The organism is Pseudorhodoferax sp., assembly GCF_047601025.1.
Classification (GTDB): domain Bacteria; phylum Pseudomonadota; class Gammaproteobacteria; order Burkholderiales; family Burkholderiaceae_C; genus Pseudorhodoferax.
Genome location: NZ_JASGJZ010000001.1, coordinates 5,241,637 through 5,257,458, shown reverse-complemented (window position 1 = coordinate 5,257,458; position 15,822 = coordinate 5,241,637). Strand labels below are relative to the sequence as shown.

Genomic DNA, 15,822 nt, shown 5'->3' with positions numbered 1-15,822 from the left:
GGGAATGGCTGAGGCGCGGACCATAACCCACCGGTGCCCGCTCCTCAGCGGCCGAGCTGCCGCAGGTGCCGGGCCAGCGTGGCGTGCGACAGCTCGCCGATGCGTGCGTCCACCAGGCGGCCCGCGCCGTCGAAGAAATAGGTCGTCGGCAGCGCCCGGTGGCCGAACGCCTGGCCGGCGCTGGCCTTGGGATCGAGCAGCAGGTTGCGCAGGTTCAGCTGGCGCGCGGACAGGTACTGCAGCACGCGGGCCGCGCTCTCGCCCTGGTTGATGAAGACCACGTGCACGTCCGGCCGCTGCGCCTGGGCCTGCTGCAGCACCGGCATCTCGCGCTGGCAGGGCGGGCACCAGGTGGCCCAGAGGTTCAGCACCACCGGCCGGCCGCGGAAGGAGCGCAGGTCCACGCTCCGCCCGTCCGCGGTGGCGAGCTGCAGCGCCGGCAGCGTGCGCTCCTGGCGCAGGCCGTGCCATTGCAGCGCCAGCGAGCCCGCCAGCCACAGCCCGCTGGCCAGGGTCAGCGCCGCCAGCACCGGCCGCCGCGCGGGCCGGCGCGGCGGCACCAGCGCGGCCGCGGCGAGCCAGCCGCCGACGATGCCGGCGACCGGGCTCCAGCCGCCGTCGCGCAGGTCCAGCACGTCCAGCGGCTGCGCCAGGTAGGCCTCGCGGTAGCTCCAGACGAAGGCCAGCCGCGCGCACAGCAGCGAGATGCCGAGCAGCCACCACAGTTGCGCGTCCACCGCCACGCCGTGCCGGCGCCCCAGCCGCTGGCCGAGCATGAAGCCCAGCAGCACGGCGCCGAGCAGCAGCAGCGGCGCGGCCGGCAGCACCAGCGGGCCGAGTTGGAGGCTCAGGTCCATGCGGGGGCGTGGCTGCCGGGCGGCATCGACGGGCGGCGGTAGCCCACGGTCGCACGGCCCAGGCGGACGGCGGGGCGCACCGCGCACAGCAGGCCGAAGCCGGAGTCCGCCGTCGCGAGGAAGGGCGCGCGGTCCGGTGGCACGGCCTGCAGGCCATGGGGCACGCGCGGCAGGCCGCGCAGCCACTGCGCGGTCTGCGCCAGCGAGACCTGCACGTGCCAGCTGCCGCCTTCGCGCTGCTGGCGCCACAGCGCGGCCGCCGCGCCGAAGACCATCAGGTAGCCGGTCGCCTGGTCCAGGATCTGCATCGGCAGCGCGCGCGGCATGCCGTCGCCGGCGGCCTCGCCCTCGGCCTGGTTGAAGCCCATGGCGGTCTGCAGCAGGGAGTCGAAGCCGCGCCGCGCGGCCCAGGGGCCCTGCGCGCCATAGGCCGTCAGCGAGACGCAGACCAGGCCTGGCCGCAGCGCGGCCAGCACCTCGGGGCCCCAGCCCAGCGCGGCCAGGCCGCCGGGCCGGTAGCCCTGCGAGAACACGTGCGCGCCGGCCAGCAGGGCGCGCAGCTGCGCCTGGCCCTGGTCCGTGCGCAGGTCCACGTGGGCCGAGCGCTTGCCGCGGCTGGTGTCGGCGATGGCCTCGATGTTGGGCAGGTGCGGGCTGTTGACCAGCAGCACGTCCGCGCCGAGCGCGGCCAGCGCCCGGCCGCCGACCGGGCCGGCCAGGATGCGCGTGAGGTCCAGCACGCGCACGCCGTCCAGCGGCGGGGCGTCGCCGGCCAGGGGCGGCAGCGCCAGCGGCGGCGCTTCGCCGATGCGGGTGATCGTCAGCAGCGGCTGCGCGGCGACGGCCTGCGCCTGCGGCGTGGCGTCCCATTGCGCGAAGCTGCGCAGTGCGCTGGCGACCAGGCCGCGCTCGGCCGTGGCCTGCTCGAAGTCCAGCGCGCGCCAGCCCAGCAGGGCCTGCTCGGCATCGGCGCGCCGGGCGCGGGCCGGTTCCAGCCCCAGCAGGCGCAGCGCGCCGTCGCGGTGGTGCGCGAAGTTGGCATGCAGCCGCACATGGCCGTCGGCGCAGCGGTACAGGCCCGAGAAGACGTCCCACTGCGCCGGCACGCGGCCGTCCAGGCTGAACCAGCCGCTGCATTCGGTGGCCGCGTGCGCCATGTCGATGGCGACCTGCTGGCGGGCGATGCCGCGCGCCTGGCCCAGTTCGCAGGCGGCCAGCGCCGCCGCGGCCATGCTGGCCTGGGCCGCGGTGCCGACGGCGAAGGAGGAGGGGAATACCGGGTCCTGCCCGGTCAGCGCGAGCTGGGTGAGCGCCTCGGCCGGGAGCGCGGCGAGGCGCCAGATCGCGGCGGCGGTGTCGTGCGCGTCCATGCTCAGGGGGCGTGAATGAAAGGACTCACAAGAAACGGCGTCAAGCTACAGGCCATCGCACCCTAGTGGTGCAAACGTTAGGGCTGTAACGCCTGCGGGCAGACTGACGGTTCTCGACTCGAGAGTAAAAGCCCTTGACCGGCGATAGAAATGGGGACTGGTGGTCACATAGAGCACATGCATCGTTGAGAAATTGAAAAATCTTAGCGTGCGTTCGAGATCTTTCTTCATTGATTTTCAAGCAATCTGGCGCTTGCCGAGAGGTGTATCATGTCGCCTTTCAATAGCTCCAAAGAAGGATTCCTTGTGATTAAAAAGCAACTCCATTGCATTAAAGCAACGTTATTTATTCTATTATCTGTTTTTTGTTCCTCGGTTATTTCCGAGCCGACATCCAATGCTGTAACTTTAACATATGTCCGGCCATATGCTGTTGGTGATGTGGTTTTTATAGGGGCAAATATGCCTGCCGGATCTTTTTGTAGTTATCCATTTTTCTCAATAAATATCTCGACAAATTCTGGAAAGGCGATGTATGCGGCGGCATTGGTTGCGTTGTCTCAGAAGAAATATGTTTATATTGAAATCAATGAATGTGGAAATGGAGAGGCTGGTTCGAACTTGGTTCAGTCGATTTATGTTTTGTACTGAATGATCTCTGTCGTCATGATTAATTTCCGGCGTGTTCTCTTGTTGCCGATGGTTTTTGTTTCTATTTGGTTGGAGTGTTCGGCGCAGACGAATGATTTATTAATATACATACCGAATCTCTTTCCGCCTGCTGCTGAGTCTGTTAACTCTGATCCAGAGGGCGCAGGTACGTCGACTGGGGGTGTCAGCGCTGAAACTGCGGCTTCGGCGTTAAAACCTGACTCAACAGTAAAAGTTCCAATGCTTCAAAATGCAGTCAAAGGTGCTCCTCCGCCAACAAGCGTTCCGAAAACTTCATATGACTGGCCGGCGTGTAGGGTTTGTTATGGAGGGGCGCCGTGATTTCTAGAAGGGTTTTGAGAATTTTAACTATATACATTGGGGTGACTGGATCTAATGCCTATGCTCTCGGGGCTGTAAGTCGCTCGTGCTCAATGAGTGAATTAAATACGGTATTGAGCGATACGACGCGTACGGCAATGCTGTTGCTATTCAAGGCAATAAGTCAGATGTCCGTTGAAGAGTACAAGAAAATTTCTTCTGAGGCAAAAACGAAGCAAGCACTGAATTGGTGGGCATTGGAGTCAGTGACAACTGACTACTTTGCTGATAGATACTTTTTGTTTGCAAAAACCAAGGCATTAAAATTGGCTTATGAGAGTCCTGTGAGTAGTCGAGATGATAGATGGAGCATAATTCTTGAGGCTACTAGCCAGGGGTGGAAAAATGAATCAATAGATCCCGCGTTGCTGAATGATCCAATTTTGGCAAGGCATGTGACGAACAGAAAGTGGTTGCGCTCTGCGAGAGCTGGACATGAGTCAATTTTTCAGAAAATATCCCCAAAAAATCCCGGACTCTTGGATAATATAGTTGTGTATGGGCAGCATTGGTATTACGATCCGATTTCTGGTTTTACTGGGCATCTGAGTGATACTAGGGCGTATAATTGTAACTTGCTAAATTGGGGGGTTTGGGATCGATGATTGTAAATCGCATCATATTAATATCTGCTTTGAGTTCCATGTCGGCTATGGCTCAGAACTCTATATCGAAAGAGCCGCCGCCATTTTCTGTTTCTAAGCAGGAAACAATTATGGGAGGAGGTGCAAAGGTATCACAGGTCCCTGTTAGGGATGGGAGATTTCGGACGGTTGTTGCGCCAAGAAAATATCTTGATGCACAAGAAAAAATTCGGCGACATGCTCGACTGCCTAAAGATGGTGACTTGGATACGCCAAGATTTTGTGAGTGTAAGCTTGATGCCGTTGTTAATGAAACTCCTAATAGGACAACTTTTTTCTTGACGCCAAGCGCCGCAGCTCCGATAAGCTCTTATATGGTTACTATATGGAGATATAAGTTGGATGGTGCAACGGTTGATGCCAAGGGGGCGATTCTGAATGCAAAAATAAATAATTCCGCTGGAAATTTTAGCTTAGTGAGATCGGATGATGATTCTGGAGAGATATTAAAATTAAGCTGGATAAAAGATAACTCTGAGAATAATTCGTTTATGATTGAAATTGTTGCGACACTTTCTGATTTGACGCCATTGGGAAAGAAAAACGCATCGATTATTTTGGACGACGCAGCAACAAAACTTGACAAAATGCTTCGGTAGGCTGTTTGTTCAAAGCTGGCGCCGCAGCGCCTCGAAGAACAGCTCGGACTGCAGCCGCTCGCCCAGCGTCTGCGCGCAGACGTGCGCGACGAGGGCCGGATCGGCCCGCCGCAGCGGCCGGCCGGTGGACTGCGCCAGCACCTGGGCCATGCAGGCGCGCTCCAGGTAGTAGAGGTCGTCGTAGGCGTGGTCGATGCGCGCGGCGCAGACCACCACGCCGTGGTTGGCGAGGAAGCCCACGTCCGACCGGCCCAGCGCGCGGGCGATGCGCTCGCCCTCCGCGGCGTCCAGCGCCAGGCCGTTGTAGACCGGATCGATCGCCACGCGGCCGTGGAAGCGCATCGCGTTCTGCGACAGGCAGGTGTCCAGCATGCCGTCCGCGGTCAGCGTCAGCGCGGTGGCGTACGGCATGTGCGTGTGCAGCACCACGGCCTGGCCGCACAGCCGGTGCACCGCGGCGTGGATGAACATGGCCGTGGGCTCCACCGGGTGCCGGCCGGCCAGCCGTTCGCCGTGGGCGTCGACCATCACGATGTCGCCGGCCTGCACCTCGGCCCACAGCAGGCCGCGCGGGTTCAGCAGGAAGCGGCCGCTGCCGTCCGGCAGCTCCACGCTGAAGTGGTTGCAGACGCCCTCGGCCAGCCCGTGGTGGGCCGCGGCCCGCAGCGCCAGCGCCAGGTCCTCGCGCAGCTGGCGCACGGCGGGATGGTCGAAATCGTCGGAATGGTGCATGGGGGGCTCCGGTGCGGTCGTGGGGGCTCCGACGATAGCGAATCCGGCGCGGGTGCGGGCGCACCGGGCCGGACGGAAGTGCCTCCTCCATGGCCGGAGCGTGGACATTGCCGCCGCCAGGGCCGCTCGCTAGAATGAATCGGCAGGAGATGGCATGCCTCCTCTAACCGCCCGTCAGGGCTGATGATGCCTACCAAGCTCAAGGCGAGCGCGGTAGGCATTTTTCGTTTCTGGTTCGCTCGGTGCCCACCCGCTCCACGTTTGCGAAGGAGCCGGATGTGAACGGATCACCACGCTTTCCAGGCCCCGGGGACAGGGCCGCCGGCAGCGAGCCGCCGCGCAGCGGGCGGCGCGGCGCCGCAGGCCGGCACGGCCGGGAGCAGCGGCCATGACCGGCTGTTTCCTGCGCTTCTATGTGCACGAGGACCAGCGCATCCACCACACGCTGCTGTGGGAATGGCTGCTGCAGCAGGCGAACAGGCTGGGCATCCGGGGCGGTTCCGCGTTCCGGGCGATGGCCGGCTTCGGCAGCCACCACGTCCTCTACGAAGACCATTTCTTCGAGCTGGCCGGCACCCTGACCGTGGAGGTCGAGTTCATCGTCACCGACGAGGAAGTGGAACAGCTGCTGGCGCTGCTGCGGCGCGAGAGCGTCCGCGTGTTCTATGCACGCATCCCGGCGGTCTTCGGCGTCATCAACCCGAAGGAGGGCGATCCGGCGAACGGCGGCGTGCCGCCCCGGGAGGGCCCGCCATGACCGGGATCTGGGCCCAGGCCGCGCTCTGGCTCGCGCTGGCGCTGATCGCCACCTTGCTGTCCATCTGGCTGAAGGTCGCCACGGCGCTGTCGGAGATCGTCGTCGGCACCATCGCGCAACTGGTCATCGGCGCGTTGCTCGGGAGCACGGTCCTGGCGGGCGATGCCTCCTGGCTGCAGTTCCTCGCCGGCGCGGGGGCCATCGTGCTGACGTTCCTGGCCGGGGCCGAGCTGGACCCGGTGGTCTTCAAGCGGCAGTGGAAGGAGGCCTGCGCCGTCGGGTTCATCAGCTTCCTGGTGCCGTTCCTCGGCTGCGCGGCCGTCGCGCGCTTCGCGCTCGGCTGGTCGGTCCCGGCGAGCTGGCTGGCTGGCATCGCGATGTCCACCACCTCGGTGGCCGTCGTCTACGCGGTCATGCTGGAGTTCGGGCTCAACCAGACGGACTACGGCAAGACGGTGCTGGCCGCGTGCTTCGTGACCGACCTGGCCACCGTCGTCGCGCTGGGGCTGCTGTTCGCGCCGTTCAGCGTGCGCACGCTGGTGTTCCTGGGCGCCGGGGTCGCCGTCTTCGTCGTGCTGCCCGTCGTCACGCCGTGGTTCTTCCGGCGCTTCGGCGGCCGGCCGTCGGAACTGGAGGCCAAGTTCCTGATGCTGTGCCTGTTCGGCATGGGCGCGCTGGCCACCTGGGCCGACAGCGAGGCGGTGCTGCCCGCCTACCTGATCGGCATGGTGCTGGCCGGCACCGTCGGCAAGGACCATGTGCTGGTGCGGCGGCTGCGCACGCTGACCTTCGGGCTGCTGACGCCGTTCTACTTCATCCGCGCGGGCTCGCTGGTGTCGATCCCCGCCCTGGTGGCGGCGCCGGCGGCGATGCTGGTCCTGCTCGTGGCCAAGATGGCCGCCAAGATCGTCGGCGTGTATCCGGTCACGCGGGCCCACCGGGCGCCGCGCGGCGAGGCCGCGTACACGACGATGCTGATGTCCACGGGGCTGACCTTCGGCACGATCGCCGCGCTGTTCGGCCTGTCGCACGGCGTCATCACCCAGGCCCAGTATTCGGCGCTGGTCGCCACCGTCATCCTGAGCGCCGTCGTGCCGACGCTCGTCGCCAATGCCTTTTTCCTGCCGCGCCACCTGATCGGCACCGCGCCGGCGCAGCCCGATGGCGCCGCCGCCATCGGCGGAGAAGGCGGCGTTCCCGCGAGGAGAGCCTCATGATCCACAGGATCCTGCTCGGCCATGACGGGTCGGCATCGGCCGACCAGGCCTACCGCTTCGCCGTCGACCTGGCCCTGCGCTACGGCGCCGAGCTGCATGTGCTGGTGGTCGCCCGGCCCCCCGACTTCGGCGACGAGGTCGAGGCGCAGGCCGCCATCGAGGACGCGCAGCGCCGCTACCACCGCGTGCTGTCGGCGCTGAAGCTGCGCCTGGCCAACGACGGCGTCGACGCGCAGGCCCATCTGGTCGTCGGGCATCCGGCCGAGCAGCTGGTGCGCCATGCGGAGCAGCATGCCGTCGACCACATCGTCGTCGGCCACCGGGGGCATACGCTGTTCGAGCGCTGGCTGATCGGCTCGGTCGCCCGGCAGGTCGTGGCCTACGCGCCCTGCGCCGTCACCGTCGTCCGGCAGGGCGATGCGCGGGCCCGCCGTGCCGCGGCTCAGGCCGGCGCCGCGGCGGCGCCGAAGACCTGCGCGTAGAGGTCCTGGCCGAAGCTGGTCGACAGCGGTTCGCCCACGGCCAGCTGGAACGAGCGGGCGCCGTCCTCGCGCCGCCCGGCGCGCAGGAACAAGGCGTCGGCCCGGCGCTGCGCCGCGAGCCGGTGCGCGAAGTCGAACAGGTGCGTCACGGCGATCACCTTGATGCGCCGCGCGCTTAGCGCGTCCACGGTCTGGCGCGCGATCTCCGATCCTTCGCGCTCGTTGGTGGAGGCGAAGGATTCGTTGGAGAGGAACAGGCAGCCCGGCCGGATGGCGCCGGCGATCCCGCTCAGCCGCGCCAGTTCCTCGTCCAGCTTGCCGCTCTTGAGCGAGGCATCCTCCTCGCGCTTGTAGTGCGTGAACAGGCCGGTGCAGCGTTCGCCCGCATAGGCCCGGGCGCAGACGAACATGCCAGCCTGCATCATCAGCTGTGCGAGGCCGCAGGCCCGCAGGAAGCTGGACTTGCCGCCCTGGTTTGCGCCCGTCACCACGATGAGGCCGTGTCCGTCCGCCGCCACCGTGTTGCCGACGACCGCCGGCCCCATCTGCAGCACCAGGCAGGCGTCGCGCAGGTCCGCGCAGCTGAACTGCAGGGAGCCTGTCTCGGCCATGCCGGGCAGGCACCACGGGGCCTGGGCGGCCGCCAGTTTCTCGTGGAGATGCAGGCAGGTCACGTAGAAAGCCAGTTCCGTGCGCAGCATCTGGAAGAAGCCCAGCACGTGGTCGCAGGACTGCGCCAGCGCGTTGGCCACCAGGTTGACGCCGCGGTCCTCGATGTCGCCGAGCATGCGCGCGCCGGCTTCGTCCCGTTCGTGCAGCTGGAAGCCGAACTGCGGCGGCCCCCGATGGAACCACCGCTCCCACAGCGGCGGCTTCTCGGGCGGCTGCCGCAGCACATGGCCGATCCCTTCGTTGCCGCGGCCGAGCGATGCGCTGATCAGCACGCCGCCCTCGAACCGCAGCGCCTGCAGATGCCGCTGCACGGTGGCCAGGTAGCCGTCGTCGCACTCGGCGCGCAGCATCGCGAAGAGGGCGCTGAATCCTGGCGACCCGAAGGCCCTGCCTTCGCGCTCGGCGAAGAGGCGCAGCTTGCGCAGCATGCCCGCGAAGAACTGCATGACGTCGACCGTGCTGCGCAGGATGCCGCTCGGGTAGTTCATGAATGCGCCGAACCAGAACTTGCGGCGTCCTTCGATCGCGTCGACCGCGAGGGCGTAGAGCGTACGTACTTCCTGCGGATGGGCGAGCGCGTCCGCCAGGACCTGCTGGCGATGGCGCACGGTCGCCGCGTCGTTGCCGGGGGCGAGCAGGATGGCCTTGCGCGCGACCTCGCGCAGGAAGTCGTCCTCCCCCGCCATGGCCGTCCAGAGCGTCGGCAGTTCGAGATCCTGGGACAGCGTGTCGGCGTGGCCGGGAACGGGCTGCTCGCCGTCGAAATCCCGGTCCGGATGCATCAGCAAGGCTTTCATGGCGGAATGCGCTCCTTCAGCCAGGCGCCGGTGACGTGGTACTTCTCGGCGATCGCCAGCGCGTGCGCCAGGCCGTCCGCCGCGCGCCGTTCGAGCTTGAAGCTGCGTGCCGCGGGGGCCGCCGGGTCGATGGCGGCGACCATGCTGACCACCTGGGGCGAGAAGCTCGCCAGCTCGTCCAGGAAGGTCACGCACACGGCGAGGGCGTCGAGGCGGGACAGCCGCTCCAGCATCTCGTGGCCGAGGAACAGCGCGTCCTGCAGGGTCGTGGACGAGAAGATTTCGTTGATCACCACGATCGAGTCCGGCGTCGCCCGGGCCAGGATGTGCTGCATGCGCACCAGGTCGTCGTGCAGCTTGCCGCGCAGGTTGCGGATGTCCTCCTCGCGCTCGAAATGCGAGAACAGGCGGTCGAACAGGAACAGCCGGGCCCGCCCGGCCGGTACCGGGCAGCCGAGGCCGGCCAGCCAGTGCAACTGGCCGAACATGCGCGCGAAGGTCGTCTTGCCGCCCTGGTTGGGGCCCGTGACGACGATCATGCGCTCGGTGCCGTGCAGCTCGAAGCCGTTGCAGACGACGGCCTCGCCCTGTGCCAGCAGGCGGCGCGCCAGCGCCAGGTCGAAGGCGGCGCGCACCTCGATGTCCTTGGTGGCGTTCGACACGTCCGGGTAGCAGAACGCCAGGCCGGCACGCCGGAACGGCGCGATGAAGTCCAGCCAGCCGATGTAGAAATGGATCTCGCGGTCGAAGCGTTCGACCTGCGGGTCGATGAAGACCGGGTGCTCCGCGCGGAATGCCGACAGGGCGCCGAAGACTTCCGGGTTCAGGTGCGCGACGCCGTCCAGCACCTGCGCCTCGATGTGGTTCAGGCCCACCGTGACCGGCAGCCTGGCGAGGTAGTCCTTCACCGTGCCGCGGCGGAACTTGGCGAAGGTCCGCTCGATCTCGGCGGTGTAGTCCGGCTCGCCGGCATAGCGGCGCACCGAGACCCGGGAGCCGGCGATCGTCACGGTATAGGTGATCGCGGCCAGGTCGCGCTCCAGTTGCGCCGCCTGCGCCATCAGGCGCGTGAAGGGCGCGGACCCGGCATAGCCCGCGACGTATCCGCGCCACCGCCGCAGGCCGCGCGAGCACAGCGCCAGCGGCGCCAGCTCGCGGTGCAGCGTGGCGACGGCCTCGCCGTAGCGCCGGACCGCCTCCAGGTGCCAGCGGTTGCACTCGTGCACGTTGTGTCGCTGGGTCGCCAGCGGCAGCTGCTGGCGCATGTGGCGCAGCCGCTCGGTGAATCCGCGCACGGCGGCCATGACTTCCGGCTGCTCCAGGTCGCGCATCACCTCCTGCCGGAAGACGATGGCGTCCTCGGACCGCAGGCTGGCATGGAAGAAGCCGGCGAGGTCGTGCTCCTGCCAGGGCGCGGCGACGGCCTGCACGATCTGGTCGAGCCCGAGGTCGTGAAAGCAGTCCGGCGGCGCCGGTGCGTGCGGGCCGGCGCCCGCTTCGCCCAGGATGCTCTCGAACCTCGCTTCCATGGACGATGCGGGGATCGGTGCAGGCATGCTGCCTCCTGGGGGTGCCGGCGGCGGCTACGTCTTCCGAGACGGCTGCGGATCGGAAGGCGGTGGCGTGCCGATGACGCCCAGTTCCACGGGCACCTTGATGTAGAACAGAGCGAGTTTCTCGCCGGCAAGATGGTCCAGGAGGCGCTGCGCGTCCGCTTCCTCCAGCGCGAAACCGACCTCGATCGGCAGGTCGCCCGCCAGCTCGAAGAAGTGCTCCTCGTGCAGGTGGCCGTGCCGTCCATAGCCGGCGATCGCCCGGAAGGCGGTGCCGCCGTGGATGCCGATGGCCTTGGCCTGTTCCAGCAGCCATTCGTAGGCGAGGACGCCGTGGTGCCGGGTCTTCTCCTGCACATAGAACTTGAGATAAATGCCTTGCATGGGGACGCTCTCCGTATCAATGCGTTGATTGCCGGGCTTCAGCTGCGGATCAGCAGCCAGTGGGCCAGGAAGATGCCGGCGCCGGTCAGGAGCAGGGAGCCGCCGAGGTGCAGGCTTGCGGCGCCGAGTGCCCACGCGTATTCGTGGCGGCCGATGAGCGTGACGACTTCGACGGAGAAGGTCGAGAACGTCGTCAGGCCGCCCAGGAAGCCGGTGATCACGAGGAGCCGGAATTCCGGCGGCAGTCCCGAATGGTGGTTGAAGTAGGCGCTCGACACGCCGACCAGTAGGCCGCCGATCAGGTTGGCCGAGACCGTGCCCATCGGGATGGTGGGAAAGATCGGGTTCAGCAGGATGCTCAGCCACCAGCGCAGCAAGGCCCCCAGGCCCGCGCCGCTGAAGACGGCAAGAATGGCGAGACCGCTCATGTTCTTCTTTCTGGTGCTCGAATGCATCCGGCGCAGGGCCGGTGGACGGCGCGCGCGAGAGCCGGGGCCGGTGAGGCCCGTGCCGGCATCGCGCGGCCGTGCGAGACGGCGCGCACCCGCGATGCCGGGGCAGCCGGCGTGTTCCGTGCAGCGTGATGGCCCATGCGCATCGCGGCGACTCCAGTGCGTCAGAAACACCTGGCCGGCGAGCGCCGCAGTCGACAACCCACAGCGTCCCTCGTCCAGGGCCTGTAGGCATCATCAGCCGAATGGCGGTTTCCCTGGCATTGCGCCGAGGGTGGAGGCATGCCATCTCCAGCGCGTCAGTATAGCCATCCGGGCCGTTCTCGCATGCTTGGCGGGCGCCTGCCTCGGGTCATTGCGCAAGGCCGATGCGGCTGCGGAACGCGTGTATAGTGCCCGCCGGGAGATGGCGTTCCTCCTTCCGACACAACCGCAGCCGCTCTAGCGCTGCTGATGACGCCTACAGAAACCTGACCTGCGTCGGGGCTGTAGGCGTTCGCGTTCACATCCTTGGCATGGGTCAGCCCGATCGATTCGAGCAGCGAATGACCCATGCGCAGATATCTTCGTCGTCCTGAACAGCTCGAGCTGCTGCCGTCCCTCGGCAAGTGGCTCGTCATCGCGAGCGTCGTGGCCGCCCTGGCGGGCAGTGCCTCCGCCTTCTTCCTCGTGTCGCTGGACCGCGCCACCGCGTGGCGCGAGGCCCATCGCTGGATCATCTGGCTGCTGCCGCTGGCGGGGCTCGGCGTCGGCCTGGTCTACCACCTGCTGGGCAAGCAGGTGGACGGCGGCAACAACCTCATCATCGACGAGATCCACGATCCCAAGAAGGTCGTGCCGCTGCGCATGGCGCCGCTGGTCCTGGGGGGAACGGTCGTCTCCCACCTGTTCGGCGCCTCGGTCGGCCGCGAGGGGACCGCCGTGCAGATGAGCGGCGCGCTGGCGGACCAGCTCACCCACGTGTTCCGCCTGAAGCACGAGGACCGCCGCATCGTGCTGATGGCCGGCATCAGCGCCGGCTTCGCCGCCGTGTTCGGCACGCCGCTGGCCGGGGCGGTGTTCGGGCTGGAGGTGCTGGCCATCGGCCGCATGCGCTACGACGCGCTGTTCCCCTGCGTCGTGGCCGCGATCGTCGCGGACCAGGTCTGCCTGGCGTTCGGCGTCCACCATACCCACTACATGGTTCCCGAGGTCGTGCCGATCGGCGCCTGGAGCGTGCTGGCCGTGGTGCTGGCCGGCATCGTCTTCGGCCTCGTCGGCGCGGTGTTCGCGACGGCGGCGCACCAGCTGGGCGCGCTGGTGAAGCGGCGGATCGCCTATGCGCCGCTGCGGCCCTTCGTGGGCGGCGTGGTGATCGCCACCGCGGTCTGGGCGCTCGATGCCTACCGCTACATCGGCCTGGGCATTCCGGACATCGTGCGTTCGTTCCAGGAGCCCATGCAGCCCTGGGACTTCCTCGGCAAGCTCGTCTTCACGGTGCTCTCGCTCGGCACGGGGTTCAAGGGCGGGGAAGTGACGCCGCTGTTCTACATCGGGGCGACTCTGGGCAATGCGCTGGCGCCGCTGCTGCATCTGCCGTTCCCGATGCTGGCGGGCATCGGCTTCGTCGCCGTGTTCGCCGGCGCGGCGAACACGCCCATCGCGACGACGCTGATGGCGATGGAGCTGTTCGGCGCGGAGATCGGCCCCCTGGCGGCCATCGGCTGCATCACCGCCTACCTGTTCTCCGGCCATACCGGCATCTACCACGCGCAGCGCCTGGGCCGCAGCAAGCACGGCAAGCACCGGCACGCGGTCCCGGAGGAGCTGCGCATCGCCGACCTGGCGCACTTCCGCAAGCAGAAGGTCGCCGTCGGGGCGGAGCCGCCTGCGGCGCCGGCGCCAGGCGGTCCGGAGGCAGCCGCCATCCCCGGGAAGGAGGTGCATCGATGACCCCCAGATCCCGCCAGCAGCTCGCCGCGCTGCGCCTGTACTTTCCGGTCGCGACCAGGGCCAGGGCGACGCGCTTCTGGCATCACCTGAGCGCCCCGGCGCTGGCGCAGCACCTGCTGAAGGCCGCGCAGGACGCGAAGCTGCTGCAGGCGATGCTGCACCCGGTCAGCTCCGGCTACCTGCCGGGCGGGCGGATGTCGCACCACCATCCGGAGCTGAACGGCATGCGGCACCCCCAGTGCCTGGAACTGCTGGACAGCGAGCATCGCCTGCGCGACTTCATGCACCAGCACGCGGAGGAACTGCGCAAGGTGCACGCGGTGCTGTTCCTGTGCGAACTGCCGCTCGACCACCCGTGACCGGCGACGATTTTCAGCAGCCCCCAAGGAGACCGACCATGCCGTCCTCTGGCATCCAGACCATCCACGCGCGCGAGATCCTGGACTCGCGCGGCAATCCGACCCTCGAGGTCGACGTCCGGCTGAAAGGCGGCGCGTCCGGGCGCGCGGCCGTGCCCTCCGGCGCGTCGACCGGCGTCCACGAGGCGGTCGAGCTCCGGAACGGCGACTCCCCGCGCTTCGGCGGCAAGGGCGTGCGCACGGCGGTGTCCCACGTCAACAAGGGCATCGCGGCGGTGCTGCATGGCCTGGACGCCTGCGACCAGGCCGGCATCGACCAGGTGCTGGTCGAGTTCGACGGCACGCCGAACAAGGCGCGACTCGGCGCCAACGCGATCGTCGGCGTGTCCCTCGCGGTGGCCCGTGCGGCGGCGCAGGCCTGCGGCCAGCCGCTGTTCCGCCATCTCGCGGGCGCCCGGGCCCTGCGCATGCCGGTGCCCATGTTCAACGTCCTCAACGGTGGCGTCCATGCGAACTGGCAGGGCCCGGACTTCCAGGAGTTCATGATCGCCCCGGTGGGCGCCGAGAGCTTCTCCGAGGCGTTGCGCTGGGGGGCCGAGATCTACCACCGCCTGCGCGCGGTCCTGAAGGAGCGCGGCCATTCCACGGCGGTCGGCGACGAAGGCGGCTTCGCCCCGGCGCTCCGGCGCAACCGCGATGCGGTCGAGTTCATCCTGGCGGCGATCGAAGGCGCGGGCTACCGGCCGGGCGAGCAGGTGGTGCTCGCGCTCGACCCCGCGTCGAGCGGCTTCTTCGCCGACGGCCTCTACCACCTGCGCAGCGAGAGCCGCCAGGTCACGGCGCAAGAGCTGGTCGGCCTGTACGAGGAGTGGGTCGCCAGGTACCCCATCGCGGTGCTGGAGGACGGCCTGGCGGAAGACGACTGGGCCGGCTGGCGCCGGCTGAACGAGCGGCTCGGTGCCCGGATCGAGCTGGTCGGCGACGACCTGTTCGTGACCAACGTCGAGCGCATCGAACGGGGCATCCGCGAGGACGTCGCCAACGCCGTGCTGATCAAGCCCAACCAGGTCGGCACGCTCACCGAAACCCGCGCCGCCGTGGACATGGCCTACCGGGCCGGCTGGGGCGCGATGGTGTCGCACCGCAGCGGCGAGACGGTCGACAGCTTCATCGCGGACCTGACCGTCGCGCTCGGCACCGGGCACCTGAAGACCGGCGCGCCCTGCCGCGGCGAGCGCGTCGAGAAATACAACCAGCTCATGCGCATCGAGGAGGCGCTGGGCAGCGACGCCCACTACGCGGGCCGCGCGGCATTCGTACGGTGAGAAGGAAAGGAGCACCCCCATGACCAGGATCATCCTCGCCCGCCACGGGCACGTCGACTGGATCGCGCCCGAGCGGTTCCGGGGCCGGGCGGAACTGCCCCTGTCGCGGCTGGGCGAACGCCAGGCGGAGGCGCTGGCACGCCGGATCGCGCAGAGCTGGAAGCCGGACGCCGTGCACACCAGCCCGCTGTCGCGCTGCGTGCGGACCGGCGAGGCGATCGCCCGGGCGACCGGCGCGCCGGCCCGGGTCCTGGACGACCTGGCCGACATCCACTACGGCCAATGGCAGGGACTGGCCCACGACGAAGTCCGCGCGCGCTGGCCCGGCGAACTGCAGGCGTGGTTCGCCACGCCCGACCTGGCCGCGATCCCGGGCGGCGAGACGCTGGCCGAGGTGCTGGTCCGCTCCTCCCGGGTGCTGCAGGCGGTCCTGCGCCGGCACCGCGGCCAGACGGTCGTCCTGGTGGGGCACGACAGCATCAACCGGGTGCTGCTGCTGCAATGCCTCGGGCTGCCGCTGGCCCGTTACTGGCGGATCAGGCAGGAGCCGTGCTGCGTGAACGAGATCGTGGCGGAGGGCGGCGAGTTCACCCTGCACCGGATCAACGAGACGCACCACACGCTCGGACTGGACGCCGAGGCGGCATGACGCGCGCGG

The 15,822-nt window shown here is 67.6% G+C and carries 17 protein-coding genes and 3 riboswitches; of the genes, 10 read left to right on the top strand and 7 right to left on the bottom strand.

Annotated elements, in window-relative coordinates; all coding sequences use genetic code 11:
• Positions 1 to 44 precede the first annotated feature (44 nt).
• Together QM782_RS24230 and QM782_RS24225 are read right to left on the bottom strand one after the other, a co-directional pair.
• On the bottom strand, positions 45 to 857 hold the full coding sequence (locus QM782_RS24230) for a prolipoprotein diacylglyceryl transferase family protein (protein WP_415205419.1): 813 nt from the start codon (positions 855 to 857) through the stop codon (positions 45 to 47).
• Entirely contained in the window at positions 848 to 2,227 is a 1,380-nt protein-coding gene (locus QM782_RS24225) for a CoA transferase (RefSeq protein WP_415205418.1), read from the bottom strand. Before QM782_RS24225 ends, QM782_RS24230 begins: the two co-directional genes overlap by 10 nt.
• Positions 2,228 to 2,497: 270 nt before the next feature.
• Here QM782_RS24225 and QM782_RS24220 point away from each other — a divergent pair, with 270 nt between their 5' ends.
• The 3 genes from QM782_RS24220 (at position 2,498) to QM782_RS24210 (ending at position 4,502) form a co-directional block, all read left to right on the top strand.
• Positions 2,498 to 2,878 (top strand): hypothetical protein, encoded by a 381-nt coding sequence (locus tag QM782_RS24220; protein WP_415205417.1) that lies wholly within the window; start codon positions 2,498 to 2,500, stop codon positions 2,876 to 2,878.
• Between the two features lie 338 nt (positions 2,879 to 3,216).
• The gene (locus tag QM782_RS24215; RefSeq protein ID WP_415205416.1) at positions 3,217 to 3,864 is read left to right on the top strand and encodes a hypothetical protein; all 648 of its coding nucleotides are present in this window, start codon (positions 3,217 to 3,219) and stop codon (positions 3,862 to 3,864) included.
• 38 nt (positions 3,865 to 3,902) lie between these two features.
• The gene (locus QM782_RS24210) at positions 3,903 to 4,502 is read left to right on the top strand and encodes a hypothetical protein (RefSeq protein ID WP_415205415.1); all 600 of its coding nucleotides are present in this window, start codon (positions 3,903 to 3,905) and stop codon (positions 4,500 to 4,502) included.
• 9 nt (positions 4,503 to 4,511) lie between these two features.
• Here QM782_RS24210 and QM782_RS24205 read toward each other — a convergent pair whose 3' ends face one another.
• The gene (locus QM782_RS24205) at positions 4,512 to 5,234 is read right to left on the bottom strand and encodes an aldolase (RefSeq protein ID WP_415205414.1); all 723 of its coding nucleotides are present in this window, start codon (positions 5,232 to 5,234) and stop codon (positions 4,512 to 4,514) included.
• 136 nt (positions 5,235 to 5,370) lie between these two features.
• A riboswitch (Fluoride riboswitch) is annotated at positions 5,371 to 5,434 on the top strand.
• Positions 5,435 to 5,622: 188 nt separating this feature from the next.
• Here QM782_RS24205 and QM782_RS24200 point away from each other — a divergent pair.
• From QM782_RS24200 to QM782_RS24190, 3 genes are read left to right on the top strand one after another with little or no spacing between them, the layout of a single operon-like run.
• Complete coding sequence (locus QM782_RS24200; protein WP_415205413.1) at positions 5,623 to 5,991, top strand: DUF190 domain-containing protein; 369 nt, start codon at positions 5,623 to 5,625, stop codon at positions 5,989 to 5,991.
• Positions 5,988 to 7,208 carry a cation:proton antiporter gene (locus tag QM782_RS24195; protein ID WP_415205412.1) on the top strand — a complete coding sequence of 407 codons (1,221 nt, stop codon included), beginning with the start codon at positions 5,988 to 5,990 and terminating at the stop codon, positions 7,206 to 7,208. The genes QM782_RS24200 and QM782_RS24195 overlap by 4 nt, the downstream gene beginning before the upstream one ends.
• A complete protein-coding gene (locus QM782_RS24190; RefSeq protein ID WP_415205411.1) occupies positions 7,205 to 7,690 on the top strand; it encodes a universal stress protein in 486 nt (161 codons plus the stop codon). Before QM782_RS24195 ends, QM782_RS24190 begins: the two co-directional genes overlap by 4 nt.
• On the opposite strand, the gene QM782_RS24185 is transcribed toward QM782_RS24190, so the two are convergent.
• Genes QM782_RS24185 through crcB form a run of 4 tightly spaced genes read right to left on the bottom strand, consistent with a single transcriptional unit; the run spans position 7,651 to position 11,524 of the window.
• Positions 7,651 to 9,159 carry a MutS-related protein gene (locus QM782_RS24185; protein ID WP_415205410.1) on the bottom strand — a complete coding sequence of 503 codons (1,509 nt, stop codon included), beginning with the start codon at positions 9,157 to 9,159 and terminating at the stop codon, positions 7,651 to 7,653. The genes QM782_RS24190 and QM782_RS24185 overlap by 40 nt on opposite strands.
• Positions 9,156 to 10,715 carry a MutS-related protein gene (locus tag QM782_RS24180; protein WP_415205409.1) on the bottom strand — a complete coding sequence of 520 codons (1,560 nt, stop codon included), beginning with the start codon at positions 10,713 to 10,715 and terminating at the stop codon, positions 9,156 to 9,158. The genes QM782_RS24185 and QM782_RS24180 overlap by 4 nt, the downstream gene beginning before the upstream one ends.
• Before the next feature lie 27 nt (positions 10,716 to 10,742).
• Positions 10,743 to 11,096 carry a DUF190 domain-containing protein gene (locus QM782_RS24175; RefSeq protein ID WP_415205408.1) on the bottom strand — a complete coding sequence of 118 codons (354 nt, stop codon included), beginning with the start codon at positions 11,094 to 11,096 and terminating at the stop codon, positions 10,743 to 10,745.
• Between the two features lie 38 nt (positions 11,097 to 11,134).
• Complete coding sequence (gene crcB / locus QM782_RS24170) at positions 11,135 to 11,524, bottom strand: fluoride efflux transporter CrcB (protein ID WP_415205407.1); 390 nt, start codon at positions 11,522 to 11,524, stop codon at positions 11,135 to 11,137.
• A 245-nt stretch (positions 11,525 to 11,769) separates the two neighbouring features.
• A riboswitch (Fluoride riboswitch) is annotated at positions 11,770 to 11,850 on the bottom strand.
• Positions 11,851 to 11,941: 91 nt separating this feature from the next.
• A riboswitch (Fluoride riboswitch) is annotated at positions 11,942 to 12,018 on the top strand.
• Positions 12,019 to 12,100: 82 nt separating this feature from the next.
• Here crcB and QM782_RS24165 point away from each other — a divergent pair.
• The 4 genes from QM782_RS24165 to QM782_RS24150 are packed head-to-tail and all read left to right on the top strand — an operon-like array spanning position 12,101 to position 15,813.
• Positions 12,101 to 13,480, top strand: coding sequence for a voltage-gated chloride channel family protein (locus QM782_RS24165; protein WP_415205406.1), 1,380 nt, complete (start codon positions 12,101 to 12,103; stop codon positions 13,478 to 13,480).
• Positions 13,477 to 13,839, top strand: a complete 363-nt coding sequence (locus QM782_RS24160) for a hypothetical protein (RefSeq protein ID WP_415205405.1) — start codon at positions 13,477 to 13,479, stop codon at positions 13,837 to 13,839. The genes QM782_RS24165 and QM782_RS24160 overlap by 4 nt, the downstream gene beginning before the upstream one ends.
• 38 nt (positions 13,840 to 13,877) lie before the next feature.
• Positions 13,878 to 15,164, top strand: coding sequence for a phosphopyruvate hydratase (gene eno / locus QM782_RS24155; RefSeq protein ID WP_415205404.1), 1,287 nt, complete (start codon positions 13,878 to 13,880; stop codon positions 15,162 to 15,164).
• Positions 15,165 to 15,183: 19 nt separating this feature from the next.
• Positions 15,184 to 15,813 (top strand): histidine phosphatase family protein, encoded by a 630-nt coding sequence (locus QM782_RS24150; protein WP_415205403.1) that lies wholly within the window; start codon positions 15,184 to 15,186, stop codon positions 15,811 to 15,813.
• The last annotated feature ends 9 nt before the right edge of the window (positions 15,814 to 15,822 follow it).